Source organism: Sphingosinicella humi (assembly GCF_003129465.1).
GTDB classification, from domain to species: domain Bacteria; phylum Pseudomonadota; class Alphaproteobacteria; order Sphingomonadales; family Sphingomonadaceae; genus Allosphingosinicella; species Allosphingosinicella humi.
The window spans coordinates 221,802-241,683 of sequence record NZ_QFFF01000002.1; the positions used below are offsets into that span (position 1 = coordinate 221,802).

Consider the following 19,882-nt stretch of genomic DNA (forward strand, 5'->3'; position numbering starts at 1 on the left):
AAGAGCCTCCGGCCTCAACCGTTGGCGACACGCCGGGGTTCGACGGCGGGTACTTCCTCGCGGCGCATATAAAGGCCGCGGTGGCTCGGATCGGAAACGAATGCCTCCGTCTGCCCGATCACGGTCTCGCCGGCGCCGAGCATCAATATGGCGTCCGGTGCGCTGGCCGCGGCCAGCTTGTCGAACACCGTCCGCCGCCTCTCGGCCGAGAAATAGAGAAGAACATTGCGGCACAGGATGACGTCGAACCGGCCCGGCCTCGGCGGCGGTTCGACCAGACTGTGATGCTGGAAGCGCACGGAATCACGGATCTGCGGCATGATTCGCCACTGCTGCCCTTCCTCCTCGTCGAACCAGCGAATCATCTGCAGCACGGGGAGGCCACGCTGCACTTCGAATTGGGAATAGAGGCCCGAGCGGGCGCGCTCGATCGCCGAGCGCGAAACGTCCGTGCCGACGATGTCGATCGTCCAGTCCCGCCAGCGGACCTTGTCCTCCGCGAACGCCATGGCGAGGGAATAGACTTCCTGACCCGTCGAGCAACCGGCGCACCAGATGCTGAGCTTCTTCTCCGCCGCGCGCATCCGCTCCAGGCGCCTCAGCGCCCCGTTCAAGAGCAGATCGAACGGCGACCGGTCGCGGTAGAAATAGGTTTCGTTATTGAGAAGCGCTTCCACCACCTCATCCGCGAGGCCCGGCTCGCGGCCGGTGACGAGGGTGGCGATCAGCTGATCGAGCGTGCCGATACCGCGCTCGCGCAGGATCGATTTCAGCGCCGTCTCGATGCGCCAGCGGCGGCTGATCGTCAGCTGCTGGCCCGTGCGCGTTTCGAGCAGGCCGGCAAGGATACGGCTTGAGGCGTCGCTTACTTCCACGGGACCCCCTGGGCTCTGGCGGCAACTCTGCGGGCAAGATCGGCGGGAGACAGCACGGCCGAAGCCAGCCCGGCTTCGGCAACGGCGCGGGGCATGCCCCACACGGCCGAGGTCTCCTGATTCTGGACGAGCACCGCGCCGCCGCTGTCGACGAGCCGGGCGCTGCCGACCAGGCCGTCGCGGCCCATGCCGCTGAACACGACGCCGAGCCCGTGCCGGCCATAAACTTCACCCACCGACCAGAACATGCTGTCGACGGAAGGAAGGCAGCCGGAGCTTGCCGGATCGCGGCTGAGGGTCACGTGGACGCTCCTGCCCTCGCGAGCCAGGCACAGATGCGCGTCGCCGCGGGCGATGAAGATCTGCTCCGGCTCCAACCGCATGCCTTCGTCGACGACCCGCGCCTCCCGCCCCGCCGCCGCCGCGATCTGGCGGGCGAAGAAGGGCATGAACACGTCGGGCAGATGCTGGGTGACGAGGATCGGGCCGCCGAGCTTCGATGGCAGCGACTTCAGGAATTCGCCGAGGGCATGGAGACCGCCCGTCGAGGCGCCGAGCGCGAGGCAGCCGAGGCTGGTATCGGGCATTGCCCGAAGCGTCACTTCCGGAAGATCGGCGGCCGACGCCCCTGCCCCGGCGGCCTGGCCGGCGCTGACCCGGCCGATTCGGCGCAGTCGCTCGGCCAGCACTTCCGAGAATCGTCCGGCAAAAGTGCCGGTGCCGGGCTTGGGAAGGGTGTCGGCGGCGCCGAGCGCCAGCGCCTTCACCGTCGCCTCGGCGCCATCCTCGCAGATAGAGGAAACGATCAACACACGGGCGCCGCGACCGCGCTTCAATATTTCGGGAAGCGCCTGCAGCCCGCTCGTTCCGGGCATCTCCACGTCGAGGAGGACAATGTCCACCCGCACGCTCTTCAATGCGTCCAGCGCTTCGCCGGCATTGCCCGCAAGCGCGACGATCTCGAAATCCTTGTGGGCGGAGAGCATCCGCGACAGCACGGCGCGGGCGATCGGCGAATCATCGACGATCATCAGCCGGATCGGCGGCTCCTGGCGCATGCCCTCGCCGATCCTGACGGGGCGCGCCGGCACCGTCGCGAAGGGTTGTATCACACGACCCCGACGATCTGCAGCTTGCTCTCCAGCGTCTCGCGGTCGAACGGCTTCATGACATATTCGTCGGCGCCGGCGTCGATCGCGGCCCGGATGTGCGCCGCATCATTCTCGGTGGTGCAGAAGACGACCTTGGGCTGGCTGCCCAGCTTCTGCTGGCGGAGGGTGCGCAGGAACTCCATGCCGCTCATCACCGGCATGTTCCAGTCGAGCAGGACGACGTCCGGCACGCTCGCCTCGATGCGGTTCAGGGCCTCGCGGCCGTCCTCCGCTTCGTCCACGGTGAAGTTGAGCGTCTCCAAGATGTGACGCGCGACTTTGCGGATCACCTTGGAATCATCGACGACAAGACAGTTCTTCATTCCCACTCTCGCTCTAACGGCCGCGATCTTCAGGCTAGCCGCAATTGGTAATGACTATGTTAAGGCGCTCACGCGGCTTGCGCGGCAGGGCCGGTGAGCAGCGACTGCGTCTCGATCAACAACAACAGGTCGTCGCCGGCCTGCACCATGCCCTTGGCGACGCGCCTCCAGCCGCGGGCGATCGACGTCCGCACCGGGCGGATTTCGCCGGAAAATTCGATCACGTCCTCCACGGTCTCGACGAGCAGCGCATAGGGATGCCCGTCCGTCTCGATGACGATCGCCTCGCGCGGCCCATCGACCGACGATCGATCGAGCCCGATGCTGGCGGAGCAATCCACCACCGTCAGAACGCGGCTGCGAAGCGCGGCGAGGCCGGCGACATGGTCGGGAGCACGCGGGATTGGCGTCAGCCCCTCGATCTCGACAACCGCCTCGACATCGGCGGCCGGTATGGCGACGCGCTGGCCTGCCAGCGAAATGATGAGGAGAAGCTCCGTCATTTCCCTTCCTTCCTGCGCATCGCGGTTCGACTGCTGAGGGCGCTCAACAGGCCCGCCCGGTCATAACGGTAGATGCTGTCGTCATTCTCGTTGGCCGGATCGAGCGCGGCGCGGATCTTGAGCACCCGATCGCTTGGCGACTCCGCCATTTCAGCATCCGCGCTCGCGATCAACACGTCTGCCTCTTCCGCCTGGGGCGTGCCGGCCGCGACCAGTCGGTAGCCGGCGCTCTCGATGATTGGGCCCAGCACATGCTCCATCCAGCCGCCGTCGTCCGGAAGCGCACAGACCGGTTTCACCGCCTCGGCCGCGCTGTCCCCGCCATGGGCGCCGAACAACCAATACGGATCCAGGACCTCGACCTGCTCGCCGCCGATCAACGTCACCCCGCCGACCTCGCCGGGGGCGCCGGCCGGCTGCCAGTCCGGCCCCAGCGCCACGAGGTCGATAACCTCGGCAAAGCCATAGGCCAGCTCGGTCACGCCGTCCGAGAGACGAAGGATACGTATCGATCCGTCCGGCTGTTCCGTACAGCCCGCGAGCGGGAGGATGCGTTCGCCCAAGGCGACCCGCATGCGCCCGGCGCTGCGCTTGATCGACTCCGCGGGCACGTCCTCGATACGCTCGACGACGGCGAGACGGATAACGCGCTTGGCGCCGTCCACGGTGCGGAACAGCAAGGCCGGCGTTTCCCCGCGAGAGGCACTTTCCGGCACGGGCTGGGCCGTCAGCTTGTCGATCTCATTCTGGTCGAGAACCACGCCGGCGAAAGTCGCGATACCGGAAGGATCGAGCAGGAGAATGGGGCTGCCGTCGTCGGCGAGTGTCGTGCCGGCATAAAGACCGGTGGCCATGACCACGGGAGCGGCGGGCTTCACGACCAATTCCTCATGATCGTGGACGCAATCGACGGCGAGCGCATAGACGTCCCCGCCCGCCGGTTTCAGCACGATCATGCTTTGATCGGCCATCTCGCAGCCTTCCTCGATGCCCAGCGTGTCACCCAGCGAGACCAGCGGGATGCGCTTGTCGCGGATGCCGGCGATGCGAGCGCCGCCGACGGATTCGATGCGCACGCTATTATTCTTGCTGCGCACGATCTCCTCGATCGCCGAGCGCGGAATTGCGAAGCTGCGGCCGCCGACGCTGACGGTCAGCGCCGGAATGATGGTGAGGGTGAGCGGCACGCGGAGGGTGAGGCGGACCCCCTGCCCGACCTTGCTCTCGATATCGACGACGCCGCCGATCCTCTCGATATTGGCGCGGACCACGTCCATGCCGACGCCGCGACCGGAAATGGCCGTGACCTCCCTGGCGGTCGATAGTCCCGCCTGAAAGATCAGGGCGATGCGCTGGGTATGGGACAGCCGCTCGCCCTGCTCACTGCTGAGGACGCCGGCGGACACTGCCTTGCGGACCAGCTTCTCGCCGTCGATGCCGCGGCCGTCGTCGAGGATTTCGATCAGGATCTGGTTGCCCGACTGCCGCGCGGAGACGCGGAGCGCGCCGGTAGCGGGCTTGCCCGCCTTGGTCCGTTCCTCAGGCGGCTCGATGCCATGGTCGACGGCGTTGCGGACGATGTGGGTCAACGGATCGCGGATCATCTCGATCATTTCGCGGTCCAGCTCGACATCCCCGCCGTCCACTTCGAGCGTCACTTGCTTGCCGAGCTCGGCCGAAAGGTCGCGGACCATCCGCGGCAGGCTGACGAAGAGATTGTCGATGCGCTGCATGCGCGTGCGGGTGATCGCGTCGCGCATCTCGGCAATACAGCCCGAGACCCTTTCGAACGCCGATTCGATGGCCATGTTGCCGGGCGCCTCGCGCAGGCGACGGGCGAGTTCGTTGCGGGCGAGCACCATGTCGGAGACGCCGCTCATCATGCGATCGAGCAGGTCGACCGACAGGCGGATGCTGCGCAGGCTCTTGCGGGCCTCGACGAAGCCCCCCGTGCCCGGCTCCTGCTCCGGCACGACCGCTTCGCTGGTTTCGCTGAGGGCGGCGATCAGCTGATTGTCGTCACTGCTCGAAACCGACTCTCCGGTCTCCAGCGCCTGGACCAGTTCGCCGATGCGGTCGATGACGGCGAGGACGGCGGTGACGAGCTTGGGATGGGCGCGGCGCTTGCCGGCGCGGACGTCCGCCAGCACATCCTCGGCGGCGTGGCTCAGCGCCTCCAGACGCGGCAGGTCGAAGAAGCCGCAATTGCCTTTGACGGTGTGGACGAAGCGGAAAATCTCGTCGAGGCGGCCGCGGTCGTCCGGCTCGGCTTCCCAGGCGACGATCTCTCCCCCGAGCGCCTCCAGCATCTCGCGCGTTTCGGCGATGAATTCGTTGATCAGGTCTTCCATCGGGCCCCATCCGGAACGGGTGATGGAGCGCTTATGGAGACGAGTTGGTAAAGGAGGCGTTTACGGTTGAGGGGTCATGACCGCCTCACGAACGCCCCTCGACTTCGCTCGGGGCGAACGGCTGAGCACCGCGGATGAAGTCCTTGGCCTCAAAGCCCACCCGGCCTCGTTCGTCCCGAGCGAAGTCGAGGGGCGCACCCGCAGCGCGCGCAAATCAAAACTCAGGCCGGCAGCGAGGCGCCGATCAGCAGCATGCCTTCCTCATTGTCCATCACCTGGACCTCGCCCTGCCCTTCCGAGACAAGGCAATGAACCAGCCAGGCCGCGGCGGCGCGCGGCGCGATCTGCTCCTCCGAGCTCTCGCCGGAAAGCGCCTTCTTGAGCTCCGGATCGAGGACGATGCGCGGGCCTTCGGCGCGGATGACGATGTCGAGCCCGTCGCCGTGCTTCTCCGCACCGACGTCAAGCCGGCCACCCCGGACGAGGGCGTCACTGGCGATCAGGACGAGGTTGAGGAGGACCTTCAACGCCGCCTTGCTCATCGTCGGCTCGTCGACGATCCAGCCGAGCTGGATACGGCCTTCCCCGCCGAACAGCCCCTCGATCGCGACCCGGGCTTCGCGGGTATCGACTTCGTCGGCGAAGCCGCCGGCCGCGCCGAAGGCGAGGCGGAAGAATTTGAGCTTGTTGGCGGAGGCGCGAGCGCTCTCGCCGAGAAGATCGATGCAGCGGGCGCGCATCTCCGGATCATGTTCGTCCGAGAGCAGCTCGATGCCGTTATTGAGGGCGCCGACGGGGCTCAAAAGGTCGTGACAGAGGCGCGAGCAAAGAAGGCTGGCGAATTCGTGGGATTTCATCCGGTTGGGCCCCTTTGGCGGCTATTGCGTCTCTTATCATGCCTATTGGCGCCTGCGCCGCGAGGTTGCAAGGCGGCGCATGGCCCGCCAGGCTCGTCGCGACCCAAAAGGTACAACGCCAGACGCGAAAGCGGGCGGAGGCAATCGGCTATTCCGTCGCCGCCATTTTGCAGGCATAGCGTCGATGGCGATCTGGAGGATGACCACAGATGACCAACCCGCTGCTCGGCGGCTCGGCACCCCCCGCCAGACGCTCTGCGACATCCTGAACGAGAAGCGGCCCGTCACCCGACCATGGCCCTGCGCCCGAGCGCCGGCTGTTGAAGCTGGTCGGGGAGTAGAGGGCAGCCGTCATGGCGAGCGGAGCGAAGCAATCCAGCGCTGCGTCGCCCGGATGTTCGACGGCAGCGCCGCAATTCCGGGGACACACAAATCGATGGGGCACAAAACCCAATTCACCCCGCCTTCCGCGGCCGTCCTCCCTTCGCGCCGTTCGCACGCGCCGCCGCCGCCTTGGCCGGCGAGGTAGTCCGCCCCGCTCGCGACGCCATCCATTTAGCGGTTCCGAACACCCCGTTGACGAGGCCGGGCACGGTGTAATCGAGGTCCAGCGTCTCCCAGTGCAGGCCGAAGCCCCGGCCGATTACCTCCACCTCGCCGATCTCCGCCGGGCTGGCGTCGTGCAGCCCCTCCACCAGCCGGGGCGGAAAGGCGAAGGTCGCGCCGTTGGTAAGGTCGACGACTACCCTGTCCGCCTTCGCATCGTAACGCACGCTCCGCGCATGCGGCTGGGTCTCACGGACGATCCGCCCGCGCTCGTTCGCCGCCGCGATCTGCTCCCTGGTCAGTTCAACCATGATATTCGTTCCATCTCTCCAGCAGAAACGCCTGCTGCTCGGCCACGATCCGCATCGCCTTCCTCGCCGGCCTTGAAGCCGTCATTATAGACCAGCTCCGGCTCGCCGCTCGGCCCCGTCAGATTGATCTTGGCCGTTCCGTCGCCGATCACATGCACATGGGCCGGCTCATGATCATCGACGAAAATGATGAAGCGCAGGCCTGCTTCGCGATGCACTGTGACCATGGAGCAAAATAACCCATCGCGATGGGTTATTCAAGCCTGGCCCCCTCGTGGAACCGCACGAAAATAAGCCCTCGGTGCAAACGACGCCGCCCGGTTTAGCGCGCGCCGAGACGCGGAGGCGCGAAGAGGCTGTGCCGGGCGGCTGCTCATCGCATATCCGAGTAGCCTATCGGAAAGGCGCCTTTTTCCAGAGCTCCTCCGCGTCTCCGCGTCTCCGCGCGAATGAAATGGCGGCTTCGCCGCCCGCCCGCACGCCGCAAAGGCTGACGGGGAGCGGCCCCCGCCGCCTGCGAAAAAGCGTTTTCCTACAGCCTGCGTCCTGGCGCATGGTGCCCGCATGAGCGGCCCATCCGAGCAGGACGAGGAGGAGGACATCCCCTTCACCCCGGTGCCCGTGCGCGCGCGGCGGGACGGCTGGACCGAGGCGCGGCAGCGCGGTTTCATCCGCGCCCTGCGGCGGATCGGCAGCGCCGCCGCCGCCGCCCGCTCGGTCGGCAAGTCGGCGCGCGGCGCCCACAAGCTGCGCTCCCGTCCCGGCGCGGAGAGCTTCGCCGCCGCCTGGGACGAGGCCGCGGCGCTCGGCCACGACAACCTGCGCGACCATGTCATCGACCGGGCGCTCCACGGCGCCGTCGTGCCGCGCTTTCGCGCCGGCCGCCAGGTCGGCGTCGCCCACCGCTATTATGACGCGCTCGCCATCGCCGTGCTGAGCGGCCGGGGCGCCGGTCTCGCCGAGCGGCTCCGCCAGGCGGAGGAAAGGGGCGCGCGCCGATCCTATTTCGAGATCGAGCGCGCCTGGCGGCGGCACCTCGAGGAACTGAAGGAGGAGCGGGATCGCCGCCTCGCCGCCGAGGGCAAGCTCGCCCGCCTCGCCGAGGCCGGCCTGATCGGCCGCGAATGGCTCGATCCGGCCGCCGCTTCGCCGTCCCTCCCGTCTGCCGCCCGCGCCGCCGCTGCGCCGCCCATCGCGCGCCGGACCGCCCCCAGGATCACCCTGTTGTGACCGGCCCCGCCCATATCGCTATTCCCGGGGAACTTGGGGAACTTCCGGCTAGGCCGCGCCGGCACCCGACCCCGCCCGAGCCCCTTGAAAGCCGCCGTTCCGGGGCCATCTCGGGCGGGATGAATCGGGGGGTTTCTACGATAATCGCGACGATCGGCGCCGATTCAGCCGGCTGGCGGCTCGACCGGGCCCTGGCGGCTGCCGTGCCCACCGTCTCGCGGGAACGGCTGAAGGCCCTGATCAGTAGTGGCCAGGTCCGCAATGCCGAAGGCGTGGCCGTGCGGGACCCCTCCTCCAAGGCGAAGACGGGCGATTACCGGATCGACATTCCCGCCCCGGCCCCGGCGCATAACGAGCCGCAGGATATTCCGCTCACGATCGTGTTCGAGGACGAGCATCTGCTGGTCGTCGACAAGCCGGCGGGCATGGTGGTGCACCCCGCGGCGGGCAATCTGGACGGCACGCTGGTCAACGCCCTCCTCCACCATTGCGCCGGACGCCTCTCGGGCATTGGCGGGGTGGCGCGGCCGGGCATCGTCCACCGGATCGACAAGAACACGTCGGGCCTGTTGGTCGTCGCGAAGACCGATGTCGCCCATGAGGGCTTGGCGGCGCAGTTCAAGAAGCACAGCATCCAGCGCGGCTATCGCGCGATCGTGGCAGGACTGCCCAACCCGCCGAGCGGCGCCGTCGATGCCCCCCTCGCCCGCTCCTCCGCCAACCGCCAGAAGATGGCGATCGTCGGCGAAGGCCGCGGCAAGCGGGCGGTGACGCATTACCGGCTGATCACGCCGCTCAAGGAAGCGGCGCTGGTGGAATGTCGGCTGGAGACGGGGCGAACCCACCAGGTGCGCGTCCACATGACGTCGATCGGACATCCTTTGTTAGGCGACCCGGTCTATGGGCGAACCAGAATCGTTCACCGTGAGTTACTCAATCAATTGGACTTCAAGCGCCAGGCCCTGCACGCTGCCGAAATAGGCTTCAGGCATCCGGTTACAAAGGCAGATTTGTCCTTTAAAAGCGCCATTCCGCCGGACATGCAGGAACTGTTCAGGGCGCTTACCGTATAACTAGCAAGTGTCGGCACGGACGATACCGTGCGACGCAGGGAGAATGAGAAGAGCAATGGCAAGCGGCAGCAAGGTCCCGGCGACTATCCCCGCCACCGGTGGTGAAGCGGGCCTCAATCGCTATCTGGCCGAAATCAAGAAGTTCCCGATCCTCGCGCCCGAGGAAGAATATATGCTGGCCAAGCGCTGGACCGAGCATCAGGATACCGATGCCGCGGCCAAGCTGGTCAACTCGCACCTTCGTCTCGTGGCGAAGATCGCGATGGGCTATCGCGGCTACGGCCTGCCTGTCTCGGAACTGATCTCCGAAGGCAATATCGGCCTGATGCAGGGCGTGAAGAAGTTCGAGCCCGATCGGGGCTTCCGCCTCGCCACCTATGCGATGTGGTGGATCCGCGCCTCCATCCAGGAATTCATCCTGCGCTCGTGGTCCCTCGTGAAGATGGGCACCACGGCGGCGCAGAAGAAGCTGTTCTTCAACCTTCGCCGGATGAAGAACCAGATCGAGGCGTTCGAGGACGGCGATTTGAAGCCCGAGGACGTCAAGAAGATCGCGACCGATCTCGGCGTCTCCGAGGAAGACGTGATCTCCATGAATCGCCGCATGGCGATGGGCGGAGACACGTCCCTCAACGTGCCGCTCCGCGAGGAAGGCGAGGGCCAGTGGCAGGATTGGCTGGTCGACACCGATCCGCTCCAGGACGAGCGCGTTGCCGAAGCCCAGGAATCGAGGGTCCGCCACGAGCTGCTCGTGAAGGCCATGGATTCCCTCAACGATCGCGAGAAGCACATCCTCACCGAACGGCGCCTGTCGGAAGACCCGAAGACGCTTGAGGAGCTCAGCCAGGTCTATGACGTCAGCCGCGAGCGCATTCGCCAGATCGAGGTCCGCGCGTTCGAGAAGCTGCAAAAGGCGCTGATGCACCTCGCGGGCGAGCGGAAACTGCTGCCCGCGGGCTGATACATACCCCGGTCTCTGGATTGCTTCGCCCGGACGGAGGTCCGGGTTCGCAATGACGGAAATCCAATCGTCATCGCGAGGAGCGTAGCGACGAAGCGATCCAGCCGCTAAGCACGAGCCCATGGCGAGGGCGAAATCGAAACGCAGAGCACCCAGGCGCGGCTGGTTCGCGCGCATTTCCTCGTGGATCGTCGGCGCGGTCCTCCTCTTCCTGCTGGGCAGCGTCCTGTGGGTGCTGCTCTATCGCGTCGTGCCGCCGCCGATCACCTTCACCATGATCGGCGACCTCGTCGACGGGCATGAGATCAATCAGGACTGGATGCCGATCGAGGCTATCGACGACGACATGAAGCGCGCCGTCATCGCCGCCGAGGACAGCAAATTCTGCAGCCACCGCGGCTTCGACGTGGACGCCATCGCCGAAGCGATGCGGCGCAACGCCGAGGGCGGACGCATACGCGGCGGCTCCACTATCAGCCAGCAGACGGCCAAGAACGCCTTCCTCTGGCAGGGCGGGGGCTGGTTCCGAAAAGGGTTGGAGGCCTGGTTCACGCTTCTGATCGAGAATCTCTGGTCCAAGCAGCGGATCATGGAGGTCTATCTCAACATCGCCGAGACCGGCATCGGCACTTACGGCGTCAATGCCGGTGCCCAGCGCTATTTCGACAAGGACGCCTCCAGCCTCACCCGCACCGAGGCCGCGCGCATCGCCGCCGTCCTCCCGCTGCCCAAGGCGCGCGAAGCCATATCCCCCACCGGCTTCACCCGGCGGTACGGCAATTCGATCGCGGCGCGGATAGGCGTGGTGGCGCGGGACAATCTCGACGCCTGTCTCGAAGGCGACGGCCAACGCCTGGCTCCCGTCGAGCCGGCCGAGGCGCCCACACCCACAAAGCGCAAGGAATCCGCGCCTGCTCCCACGCCGCAGCCGGAAGAGGTGGAGGACTATCTGGAGGCGCCGGACATCGGGCCGCCGGTAACGATCGAGGAGCCGGTCCTCAACCAGACGCCGGTCCAGATCGAGCCGCCTCCCCCCGTCCAACCGGAAGCCAATGGGCTGGAACCGGTCGGCATGTAGCTCCCCGGCGAGCAGCAACTCAGAACGGCATTTTGAAGCCCGGCGGCAAAGGCAGGCCGCTGGTGATCTTCTGCATCTCCTGGCTTGCAGCCACGTCGGCCTTGCCGCGCGCATCGTTGATCGCGGCGGCGATGAGGTCCTCCAGCATCTGCTTCTCCGAAGGAGCGAGCAGGCTTTCGTCGATATCGACGGAGATGATGCGGCCCTTGGCGCTCGCCTTGATCTTCACCATGCCGCCGCCGGAGACGCCCTCGACCTCGATCGCCTCTAGGCTCTCCTGCGCCTTCTGCAGCTCGGCCTGGGCGTTCTGGGCCATTTTCATGATGTCGTCGAGATTGGGCATTCAAGCGCTCCGTGTGTCCTTGAGGGTGTAATCGGCAAGTTCGGCGTCCGGAAACGCCTCGAAAGCGGCCTTGACGATCGGCTCCTCCAGCACCGACTGACGCAAGGCGTCGGCCGCCATTTTCTCTTGTTCGAGCAGCGGAGGCTCGGCCTCGCCGTCAGACGCTTCGACGGTCCAGTTCGTTCCCGTCAGCGCCTTCAACGCTGCGGCGAGGTCGCGCTCGAAATCGCCGGCCAGCTGCTTCAGCGGGCGATAGGCGAGCGCCGGCGGCTCATAGCGGACGAGGCCGACGAAATCGTGCAGCATCTGCGCCAGATGCGGCTTGCCGCCATTGGTGAGAAGGTCGACCAGGCCGGCGAAACTAGGCGGCGCTTTCAGCATCGTCCCCTGCTCTTCGGCCGTCGGCGCAGCCGGAGCACGGGACGCGGCCGGAACGGCTTCGCCGCTCGCCAGCTTCTCCATCAGCATCCCGGGATCCGGCAGCTCGCTGGCGTGTATGACGCGCAGCAGTGCCATTTCGGCGGCCTCCAATGGCATCGCCGCGGTAGTGACTTCGCCCAGTCCCTTCAGGAGGAGCTGCCAAAGCCGGTGGATGACGGCGTAGCTGAGGCGGCTCGCCCAATCGGCATAGGCCTCGCGTTCCTCATGGCTTTGCGCGGGATCGACGGCGCCCCCGACCTTGGCCCGAGTAATGCCGTGGACGCTTTCCAGAAGCCCGCGCAGCAGCGCTGCCGGCTCCACGCCGAGATCATATTGCTCCTTCACCACCGCCAGCGCGCCTTGGGCGTCGCCGGCGAGGAGAAGGCCGAGAAGATTGCGGATGGCGCCTCTGTCCGAGAGGCCGATCATCGTCCGCACCTGGTCGGCCGTGACGCCGTCCGCGCCATGGGCGATCGCCTGGTCGAGAATGGAAAGGCCGTCTCGCGCCGAACCCTCCGCCGCGCGGGCGATGAGGGCGAGCGCTTCGGGTTCGACCTCCACGCCTTCCTTCTCCGCCACCTCGGCGAAATGGGCCGCAAGCTGCTCGGCCGAGATGCGGCGAAGATCGAAGCGCTGGCAACGGGACAGCACCGTCACCGGAACCTTGTTCACCTCAGTCGTGGCGAAGAGAAACTTAACATGCGCAGGCGGTTCTTCGAGAGTCTTCAGAAGCGCGTTGAACGCATTCTTCGACAGCATGTGGACTTCGTCTATGATGTAGACCTTGTAGCGCGCCGAAACGGCCGCGTAGCGCACCGCCTCGATGATCTCGCGCACGTCGTCGACGCCGGTGTTGGAGGCGGCGTCCATCTCGACCACGTCGATATGCCGCCCTTCGGCAATGGCGACGCACGGTTCGCACACCCCGCAGGGCTCGATCGTCGGGCCGCCCTGCCCGTCAGGCCCGATGCAGTTCAGTGCCTTGGCGATCAGGCGAGCGGTCGAGGTCTTGCCGACCCCACGCACGCCCGTCAGCAGGAAGGCATGGGCCAGCCGGTCGCGCTTGATGGCGTTCCCCAGCGTCCGGACCATCGCATCCTGGCCGATCAGCTCGTCGAACGACTGCGGCCGATATTTGCGCGCGAGGACTCGATAGGGCTGCGCCTTTGCCGGCTGCGGCGGCTCATCGAGGCCGAGGCCAAGGGAGTCGGGGGATTCGGATGCCATGGCTGCAACCTAAGCAGCCCCCCTTCGTCATTCCAGTGAAAGCTGGATTTCATTTCCGTGGTTGGAAGGGAGTCGCGGCAAAGCCGCGCCGTCGGTCCTCGCCGAGCGAGGCCTGCCGCGCTTGCGCGTCTCGGCTATAGCTCTCGCTATCTTCGTGCGCGCTGCGCGGTGGGAGCCGGAACGACCCGGAGCGAAATCGTTACGGCTGCTTCCTTCCGGACCTGACCGGGTTGGCGACGACTCCGTCCGCCCGACTCCCGCGGCGCATATGGGGGAGTCCGCCCACGGAATCAACGGCCCTGCATATTGTGAGCGCCCCCCGGCATCCTCACGGTGAGGCTGTCTAGGTCATCTCTCGTCCACACTTGGCAGGCAAGGCGCGAATGGCGGGTGACGTGGAGGGCAAGGTCGAGCATGTCTTCCTCTTCCTCGCTCGCAGGCGGGAGCTTGGCGAAGTCTTCAGCCTCGACGACGACGTGGCAGGTGGAGCAGGCCATCTGCCCCTCGCAGGTGCCTTCGAGCGGCTGCCCGTCGGCCTGGGCGATGTCGAGCAGGCGCTCGCCGGGAGGGGCATCGACCTCGCGGACGTCCGAACCGTCTGCGGAGATGAAGCGGATGCGGGTCACGCGGCGAAGCTCCGTTGACGCTCGGCCGCCTGCTCGATCAAGCCGAGCGCCTCATCCAATTCCTCTTCGGTCGTGTAGCGGCCGAAGCCCAGGCGAAGGCTGGACCGGGCTTGGCGATCGTCGAGACCGAGCGCGGCGAGGACATGGCTGGGCCGTCCGGAGCCGCTGGCGCAGGCGGAGCCGGCGGAGAAGGCCACCCGCCGCACTTCCGAGATCAGGCGGGCAACGTCGAGGCCGTCGCGGCGAATATTGAGATTGCCATGATATCGCTGCTCGGCCGAGCCGTTGAGGGTCCAGCCGTCGAGCCTAGACCGGGCTCGCCTCCACAAGCGCTCGACATGGGCATGGTCCTCCTCCCGACGCCGCGAAAGCAGGCGAGCGGCTTCGCCGAAGCCGACGCAGAGGGCGGGCGACAGCGTGCCGGAGCGGATGCCGCCCTCCTGCCCGCCGCCGTGGAGCAGCGGATCGATCGCGATACCGTCGCGGACCCACAGGGCGCCGATGCCCTTGGGACCGTGAACCTTGTGGCCGGAAATGGCGACCATGTCGCAGGCCTCCAGCGGAACGGCGGCGCGGCCATAGCCCTGGACCGCGTCGCAGAAGAGAAGCGCGCCTCGACTGCGGGCGAGAGCGGAGATTTCGGCGATCGGCTGGACGACTCCGATCTCGTTGTTCACCAGCATCGCCGCGACGAGTCCGGTGCGATCGTCGATGCGATCGGCGACCTGGTTGAGGTCGACGATGCCATCCGGCTGGACGGGCAGGATGTCGATGTCGAAGCCTTGAGAGCCGAGCCATTCGACCGTGTCGAGAACGCAGGCATGCTCGGTGGCCAGGGTCAGTATTCGGCGCTTGTCGGCGGGGAGATGTGCCGCCGCGCCCTTGAGCGCCCAATTGGCGGCCTCGGTGGCGCCGGAGGTGAAGAAAAGCTTCCCAGGAACCGGTTCGCCCTGAGCGTAGTCGAGGGGCGTATGTGGCGAGTCCGTACCAGCGCCCCTCGACTTCGCTCGGGACGAACGGAGAGCTTCCAGAATATGCTCTCTCGCCACCTCGACCGCCGCCGCCGCTTCACGGCCGAGGCGGTGAGGACTGTGCGGATTGCCGAAATGGGTCTCCAGCCACGGACGCATGGCGGCCGCGACTTCGGGGGCGAGCGGAGTGGTGGCTTGATAATCGAGATAGATCATGCGGCGCGGCGTTTGGCGGCTATCCTGGTCCAGGCTCGGACGAAGCGGTCGACTTCCTGTGCGGTGGTGGAGGGACCGAAGCTCACCCGGACGACCTCCCGGGCGGCGGTTTCGTCCCAGCCCATGGCGGCAAGAACGTGGCTCGGCTTCAAGCTGCCCGAGGAGCAGGCGCTCCCCGCCGAAACGGCGATGCCTGCCAGATCGAACTGGATGAGCTGGGCATTGGAGGGCACGCCCGGCATGCGATAGGCGCCGATGGTGGGAATCCGCGGCGAACCGGACGCCACGACTTCGCCGTCAGCGGCGACGAGCGCCGCTTCGAGCTGCTCGCGAAGCTCGGCAGCCTTGTCGATCCATCGGGGCGCGGCCTCCAACGCGGCCGCCATGGCGAGGATGCCGGGGAGATTTTCGGTTCCCGGCCGATAGCCCTGCTCCTGACCGCCGACGGCCTCTATCAATCCGAAATCGCGCAGTAGCAGAGCCCCGACGCCCGGTGGCCCGCCGAATTTGTGGGCGGAGATGGCGATCATGTCGGCGTCCGGCAGCGACAGCTTGCCCGCAGTCTGGGCGCAATCGGCGAGGAGAATGCCGCCGTTCTCGCGCACCGCCTCGGCGATCTTGTCCAAAGGCTGCAGGACGCCCGTTTCGTTGTTGGCGTGCTGGACGGCGACGAGCGGCCGTTCGCCATCCACACCCGTCGCATGGACCAACCCGGCCGGGCCGACCGGCAGCCTCACCCCATTGGGAACGGCACGGAAAACCGCCTCATGCTCGACGGCCGACACATAGCAGGTCCCCGACTTGGCACGGCCGAGGGCGATGGCGAGCGCTTCGCTGGCGCCGGAGGTGAAGACGATCTTGCCCGTCCAGCCGAGCGCGGCGGCGATCCGCGTCCGGGCCTCCTCCAGTGCCGCCTTGGCCGCGCGGCCTTCCGCATGCGGCGAGCTCGGATTGTGCCAGCGCGCCAGGGCCTCGGCCATGGCTTCGCGCGCCGCTGGGAGGAGCGGCGTGGTCGCGGCGTGATCGAGATAGGCGCGGGCTTCCGGCACCGATGTCCTCTTGATTGCTAAGCGGGTGCTTCGACCTATATAGAGCGCCATCGCGCTCGGCACAGTCCGGGCGTGCTCCTTATCACGCCAGTCCAAGCGCAGGTGCAATGCCCGAAGTCATTTTTCCCGGCCCCGAAGGCCGTCTCGAAGGCCGTTTCCAACCGGGGCCGCGCCCCCGCGCGCCCGTCGCCATGATCCTCCACCCGCATCCGCAGGCGGGCGGCACGATGAACAACGCCATCGTCCAGGCGCTCTACAAGACGTTCGTGCGCCGCGGCTTCGCGACCCTGCGCTTCAACTTTCGCGGCGTCGGCAAGAGCCAGGGCGTGTTCGACAACGGCATCGGCGAACTGTCCGACGCCGCCTCCGCGCTCGACTGGGTGCAGCAGATCCATCCCGAGGCCGAGACGACCTGGGTCGCGGGCGTGAGCTTCGGTGCCTGGATCGGTATGCAGCTCCTCATGCGTCGTCCCGAGGTGCGCGGCTTCATCTCGATCGCCCCGCCGGCGAACATGTACGACTTCACCTTCCTCGCCCCCTGCCCCGCTTCGGGCATCATCATCCAGGGCGAGGCCGACGAGGTGGTGACGCCGATCGCCGTGCAGAAGCTGGTCGACAAGCTCCGCACCCAGAAGCACATCACCATCCACCACGACACCATTCCCGGCGCGAATCACTTCTTCCAGAACGAGATGCCGCAGCTGATGAAATCGGTGGACGACTATCTGGATTTCAGGCTCGACCCCAGCTGCCCGATCAAGTGACGTTTCGAGCGAACCGACTCAAAACGTCATCCCGGACTTGATCCGGGATCCAGGAACACTGTCTTAAGCGGATCCTCCCTGCCCTAAAGCGTCAAGATCAGCACGTTCCCGAGCAGCACCAGCGCCGCCACCAGCATCAGCGCGCCCTTCTTTGCATCGCGTCGCTTGGCGATGAGCCATAGGCCGCCGCCGCCCAGGAGGAGGGCGGCGACCATGGCGATGGAAAGGAGGATCGATCCCAGTCCGCTGGTCATGCCGCTCCATGGCACGCCGCAACGGCGCGAGAAAGGCCCGGGCTTTTACGAAAGGTTAAGCATCCGGGATTATGACGGTTCCATGGGGCACATGGACCTTCAGCTTGGCCTCGACGAGGCCTTCGAGCGAATCGAGGAGACGATCCTCCCCAGCATCTCGATGATGCTGGACACCCTGCTCGACGCGGCGACCCTGGGACAGCCGGGGATCGACGCCGAAGTCTATGCGGCGGAGCTGCGCACCATCGCCCTTCAGCTCGAGGAGCTGACGAAGCAGGTAGAGGCGATGTCGCCGGCCCATCTCGACCCCCAGGAATATCGCGCCGCCTAAGCGGCCTCAGACCGTAATATCTCCGCATAGACGAGCGGATCGACATTGCCTCCCGAGAGAATGATCGCCGTCCGCCCGGTGAGAGGGCCTGCCTTGCCGGCCAGCACCGCGGCCAGCGACACCGCCCCGCCCGGCTCGACGACCAGGCGCAGGTGACGCGCGGCGAAAGCCATGGCGGCTGCGATCTCGTCTTCGGTAACGGCGACCCCGCGAGCCCCCGCTTCGCGTAGGGCATTGAATGTCAGGGGCGAGACCAGCTTCGTCTGAAGCGCGTCGCATCGCGTCGGCGGCGCGTCATCCGGCACGGGCACGCGCTCGCCCAGGTCCAGCGATCGGGCCATGTCGTCCCAGCCTTCGGGCTCGGCGACGACGATCTCCGCCTCCGGAAGAGCGAGCGCGATCCCTGCCGAAAGACCGCCCCCGCCGCAATTGACGAGCACCTTGTCGGGCACGCCGCCCGTGGCTTCGATCATCTGCGCGCGGAGCTCGACGCCAACCGACCCCTGCCCTTCGATAATGTCGACATCGTCGAAGGATGGAACGAGCGTCGCCCCGGTTTCGGCGGCGAGGCGGGCGCCGATCTCCTCGCGACTCTCTCGCGCCCGATCATATTCGACGACCTTGGCGCCCGCGGCCTCGGTCGCCTGCCGCTTCACCGTCGGCGCATCGGACGGCATGACGATGGTGGCGGCGATTGCCATCCGCCGGGCCGCAATGGCGACGCCCTGCGCGTGATTGCCCGACGAAAAGGCGACAACGCCGCGCGTCCGCTCCTCTGGGCTGAGCAGCATCAGCCGGTTGGTGGCGCCGCGCAGCTTGAAGCTGCCGCCCAGCTGCAGGCACTCGGCCTTGGCCCACAGCCGCTGGCCCTCGACTTCGAAGGGCAGCAACGGCGTTCGAGTCATTTCGCCGGCGATCCGCGCCGCCGCGGCTTCGACTCCTTCCCGCGTCGGCTTTCTCATCGTCATTCGCTCGATTCCCTTCATCGCGCCCGAGCCACGATCCGACACGGAAACCGCAACGATTTCCTTGCCCTAACCGTCCTCCAGAACATGGCAAACAGGCAGGTCTTTACAGGGGGGTATCACGAACTTATATCGCGCCTCCGCAGCCCCATGGGGACTTCCAAACCGCAAGGCTGCTTCGTCGTCAACTACCCTCTGGAGGTCCCTTGAATTGCACAGCCATCATAGCGCGCTGGGGCTAGCGACTGCCCTCCGACCGGTTCAGCCGGTCACGCTCATTCGTCCGCACGCGGCTCGCCGTGCCGCTCGGTTCTTCGTCGAGAAGTTTCCGGGCACGGCCATGTATGCGGTCAAGGCGAACCCTTCTCCGGACCTGCTGAAGGTGCTCTGGGACAGCGGCGTGACGCATTACGACGTCGCGTCGATCGCCGAGGTGCGTCTCCTGTCGGAGACGCTGCCGGAGGCCCGGCTTTGCTTCATGCACCCGGTGAAGGCCGAGGAAGCGATCGCGGAAGCTTATTTCGAGCATAGCGTTCGCACCTTCTCGCTCGACACGATGGACGAGCTGGAGAAGATCGTCCGCGCCACCAAGGGCGCGAGCGACCTCAACCTGTGCGTGCGGCTGCGCGTCTCTTCCGATCATTCGAAGCTGAGCCTCGCCTCCAAGTTCGGGGCGGAGCCGGGCGAGACCAAGGCTTTGCTGTTCGCGGCCCGCCAGGCGGCGGACGCGCTCGGCATCTGCTTCCATGTCGGTAGCCAGGCCATGACGCCTGCGGCCTATGCCGAGGCGATGGAGCGCGTGCGCGCGGCGATCGTCGAGGCGGCCGTCACCGTCGACATCGTCGATGTCGGCGGAGGCTTTCCTTCGACTTATCCGGGCATGGAGCCGCCGCCGCTCGAGACCTATTTCGAGGTGATCCACAAGGCGTTCGAGAGCCTGCCGATTTCCTATTCGGCTGAGCTCTGGTGCGAGCCGGGCCGTGCGCTCTGCGCCGAATATGCGAGCGTGCTGGTCCGCGTCGAGAAGCGTCGCGGTAACGAGCTCTACATCAATGACGGAGCCTACGGCGCGCTGTTCGATGCGGCGCATGTCGGCTGGCGTTTCCCGGTGAAGCTGGTGCGCGAGGAAATCTCGGACGCCAAGGACGTGGCGTTCAGCTTCTACGGGCCGACCTGCGACGATCTCGATCATATGGCCGGCCCGTTCCTGCTTCCGGCCGATGTCGCCGCTGGCGACTATATCGAGATCGGCATGCTCGGCGCCTATGGCTGCGCGATGCGGACCGGGTTTAACGGCTTCGGATCGGACATGAAGGTCGAGATGACCGACGAGCCGATGGCGACGCTCTACGGCGGAGCCGAGGAACAGGCCGTTCCGTCGAACGTCGTTACGCTGTAATTTAGCTCCCCTCCCGCTTGCGGGAGGGGGTGGGGGAGGGCATGTCCCGCCCCACGAT

The 19,882-nt window shown here is 66.6% G+C and carries 21 protein-coding genes, 1 other RNA gene and 1 pseudogene; 7 read left to right on the forward strand and 16 right to left on the reverse strand.

The window, feature by feature from the left end; genetic code table 11:
• Nucleotides 1-14 precede the first annotated feature (14 nt).
• From DF286_RS14425 to DF286_RS14460, 8 genes are all read right to left on the reverse strand, one after another.
• On the reverse strand, nt 15-875 hold the full coding sequence (locus DF286_RS14425; protein WP_109272378.1) for a CheR family methyltransferase: 861 nt from the start codon (nt 873-875) through the stop codon (nt 15-17).
• A complete protein-coding gene (cheB, locus tag DF286_RS14430; RefSeq protein ID WP_243444900.1) occupies nt 866-1,987 on the reverse strand; it encodes a chemotaxis-specific protein-glutamate methyltransferase CheB in 1,122 nt (373 codons plus the stop codon). Before cheB ends, DF286_RS14425 begins: the two co-directional genes overlap by 10 nt.
• The gene (locus DF286_RS14435; RefSeq protein ID WP_109272379.1) at nt 1,984-2,349 is read right to left on the reverse strand and encodes a response regulator; all 366 of its coding nucleotides are present in this window, start codon (nt 2,347-2,349) and stop codon (nt 1,984-1,986) included. The genes cheB and DF286_RS14435 overlap by 4 nt, the downstream gene beginning before the upstream one ends.
• A gap of 68 nt (nt 2,350-2,417) precedes the next feature.
• Entirely contained in the window at nt 2,418-2,852 is a 435-nt protein-coding gene (locus tag DF286_RS14440) for a chemotaxis protein CheW (protein WP_109272380.1), read from the reverse strand.
• Nucleotides 2,849-5,203: a chemotaxis protein CheA gene (locus tag DF286_RS14445; protein WP_109272381.1), complete on the reverse strand. Its 2,355-nt coding sequence runs from the start codon at nt 5,201-5,203 to the stop codon at nt 2,849-2,851. The genes DF286_RS14440 and DF286_RS14445 overlap by 4 nt, the downstream gene beginning before the upstream one ends.
• A 221-nt stretch (nt 5,204-5,424) precedes the next feature.
• Complete coding sequence (locus DF286_RS14450; protein ID WP_109272382.1) at nt 5,425-6,060, reverse strand: histidine phosphotransferase family protein; 636 nt, start codon at nt 6,058-6,060, stop codon at nt 5,425-5,427.
• A gap of 455 nt (nt 6,061-6,515) precedes the next feature.
• The gene (locus DF286_RS14455; protein WP_109272383.1) at nt 6,516-6,917 is read right to left on the reverse strand and encodes a DUF2442 domain-containing protein; all 402 of its coding nucleotides are present in this window, start codon (nt 6,915-6,917) and stop codon (nt 6,516-6,518) included.
• Nucleotides 6,905-7,144, reverse strand: coding sequence for a DUF4160 domain-containing protein (locus tag DF286_RS14460; protein ID WP_109272384.1), 240 nt, complete (start codon nt 7,142-7,144; stop codon nt 6,905-6,907). The genes DF286_RS14455 and DF286_RS14460 overlap by 13 nt, the downstream gene beginning before the upstream one ends.
• A 337-nt stretch (nt 7,145-7,481) precedes the next feature.
• Between DF286_RS14460 and DF286_RS14465 the strand changes: the two genes are divergently transcribed.
• The 4 genes and pseudogenes from DF286_RS14465 to mtgA all read left to right on the forward strand — a co-directional run.
• The gene (locus DF286_RS14465) at nt 7,482-8,147 is read left to right on the forward strand and encodes a hypothetical protein (protein WP_109272385.1); all 666 of its coding nucleotides are present in this window, start codon (nt 7,482-7,484) and stop codon (nt 8,145-8,147) included.
• Nucleotides 8,148-8,266: 119 nt separating this feature from the next.
• A complete protein-coding gene (locus DF286_RS14470) occupies nt 8,267-9,220 on the forward strand; it encodes an RluA family pseudouridine synthase (RefSeq protein ID WP_109272386.1) in 954 nt (317 codons plus the stop codon).
• A 55-nt stretch (nt 9,221-9,275) separates the two neighbouring features.
• Nucleotides 9,276-10,181 carry an RNA polymerase sigma factor RpoH gene (gene rpoH / locus DF286_RS14475; protein WP_109272387.1) on the forward strand — a complete coding sequence of 302 codons (906 nt, stop codon included), beginning with the start codon at nt 9,276-9,278 and terminating at the stop codon, nt 10,179-10,181.
• Nucleotides 10,182-10,302: 121 nt separating this feature from the next.
• A pseudogene (gene mtgA, locus DF286_RS14480) lies at nt 10,303-11,016 on the forward strand (monofunctional biosynthetic peptidoglycan transglycosylase); the annotation flags it as partial.
• Nucleotides 11,017-11,278: 262 nt separating this feature from the next.
• Here mtgA and DF286_RS14485 read toward each other — a convergent pair.
• The 6 genes from DF286_RS14485 to DF286_RS14510 all read right to left on the reverse strand — a co-directional run bounded on the left by DF286_RS14485 (nt 11,279) and on the right by DF286_RS14510 (nt 16,111).
• Complete coding sequence (locus tag DF286_RS14485) at nt 11,279-11,602, reverse strand: YbaB/EbfC family nucleoid-associated protein (protein WP_109272389.1); 324 nt, start codon at nt 11,600-11,602, stop codon at nt 11,279-11,281.
• Nucleotides 11,603-13,249, reverse strand: a complete 1,647-nt coding sequence (locus tag DF286_RS14490; RefSeq protein WP_109272390.1) for a DNA polymerase III subunit gamma/tau — start codon at nt 13,247-13,249, stop codon at nt 11,603-11,605.
• Between the two features lie 165 nt (nt 13,250-13,414).
• Nucleotides 13,415-13,510: signal recognition particle sRNA small type (gene ffs, locus DF286_RS14495), an RNA gene on the reverse strand.
• A 29-nt stretch (nt 13,511-13,539) separates the two neighbouring features.
• Nucleotides 13,540-13,875, reverse strand: coding sequence for a 2Fe-2S iron-sulfur cluster-binding protein (locus DF286_RS14500; protein ID WP_109272391.1), 336 nt, complete (start codon nt 13,873-13,875; stop codon nt 13,540-13,542).
• Nucleotides 13,872-15,062: a cysteine desulfurase family protein gene (locus DF286_RS14505; RefSeq protein WP_109272392.1), complete on the reverse strand. Its 1,191-nt coding sequence runs from the start codon at nt 15,060-15,062 to the stop codon at nt 13,872-13,874. The genes DF286_RS14500 and DF286_RS14505 overlap by 4 nt, the downstream gene beginning before the upstream one ends.
• A complete protein-coding gene (locus DF286_RS14510) occupies nt 15,059-16,111 on the reverse strand; it encodes a cysteine desulfurase family protein (RefSeq protein WP_109272393.1) in 1,053 nt (350 codons plus the stop codon). Before DF286_RS14510 ends, DF286_RS14505 begins: the two co-directional genes overlap by 4 nt.
• A 107-nt stretch (nt 16,112-16,218) precedes the next feature.
• Here DF286_RS14510 and DF286_RS14515 point away from each other — a divergent pair, with 107 nt between their 5' ends.
• The gene (locus DF286_RS14515; RefSeq protein WP_109272394.1) at nt 16,219-16,875 is read left to right on the forward strand and encodes an alpha/beta hydrolase; all 657 of its coding nucleotides are present in this window, start codon (nt 16,219-16,221) and stop codon (nt 16,873-16,875) included.
• Between the two features lie 83 nt (nt 16,876-16,958).
• On the opposite strand, the gene DF286_RS15215 is transcribed toward DF286_RS14515, so the two are convergent.
• Nucleotides 16,959-17,129, reverse strand: coding sequence for a hypothetical protein (locus DF286_RS15215; protein ID WP_158274706.1), 171 nt, complete (start codon nt 17,127-17,129; stop codon nt 16,959-16,961).
• A gap of 91 nt (nt 17,130-17,220) precedes the next feature.
• Between DF286_RS15215 and DF286_RS14520 the strand changes: the two genes are divergently transcribed.
• Nucleotides 17,221-17,460, forward strand: coding sequence for a hypothetical protein (locus DF286_RS14520; RefSeq protein ID WP_146193644.1), 240 nt, complete (start codon nt 17,221-17,223; stop codon nt 17,458-17,460).
• On the opposite strand, the gene DF286_RS14525 is transcribed toward DF286_RS14520, so the two are convergent.
• Nucleotides 17,457-18,428 (reverse strand): threonine ammonia-lyase, encoded by a 972-nt coding sequence (locus DF286_RS14525; RefSeq protein ID WP_109272487.1) that lies wholly within the window; start codon nt 18,426-18,428, stop codon nt 17,457-17,459. The genes DF286_RS14520 and DF286_RS14525 overlap by 4 nt on opposite strands.
• A gap of 208 nt (nt 18,429-18,636) precedes the next feature.
• Here DF286_RS14525 and DF286_RS14530 point away from each other — a divergent pair, with 208 nt between their 5' ends.
• A complete protein-coding gene (locus DF286_RS14530; protein ID WP_109272396.1) occupies nt 18,637-19,824 on the forward strand; it encodes a type III PLP-dependent enzyme in 1,188 nt (395 codons plus the stop codon).
• Nucleotides 19,825-19,882 lie beyond the last annotated feature (58 nt).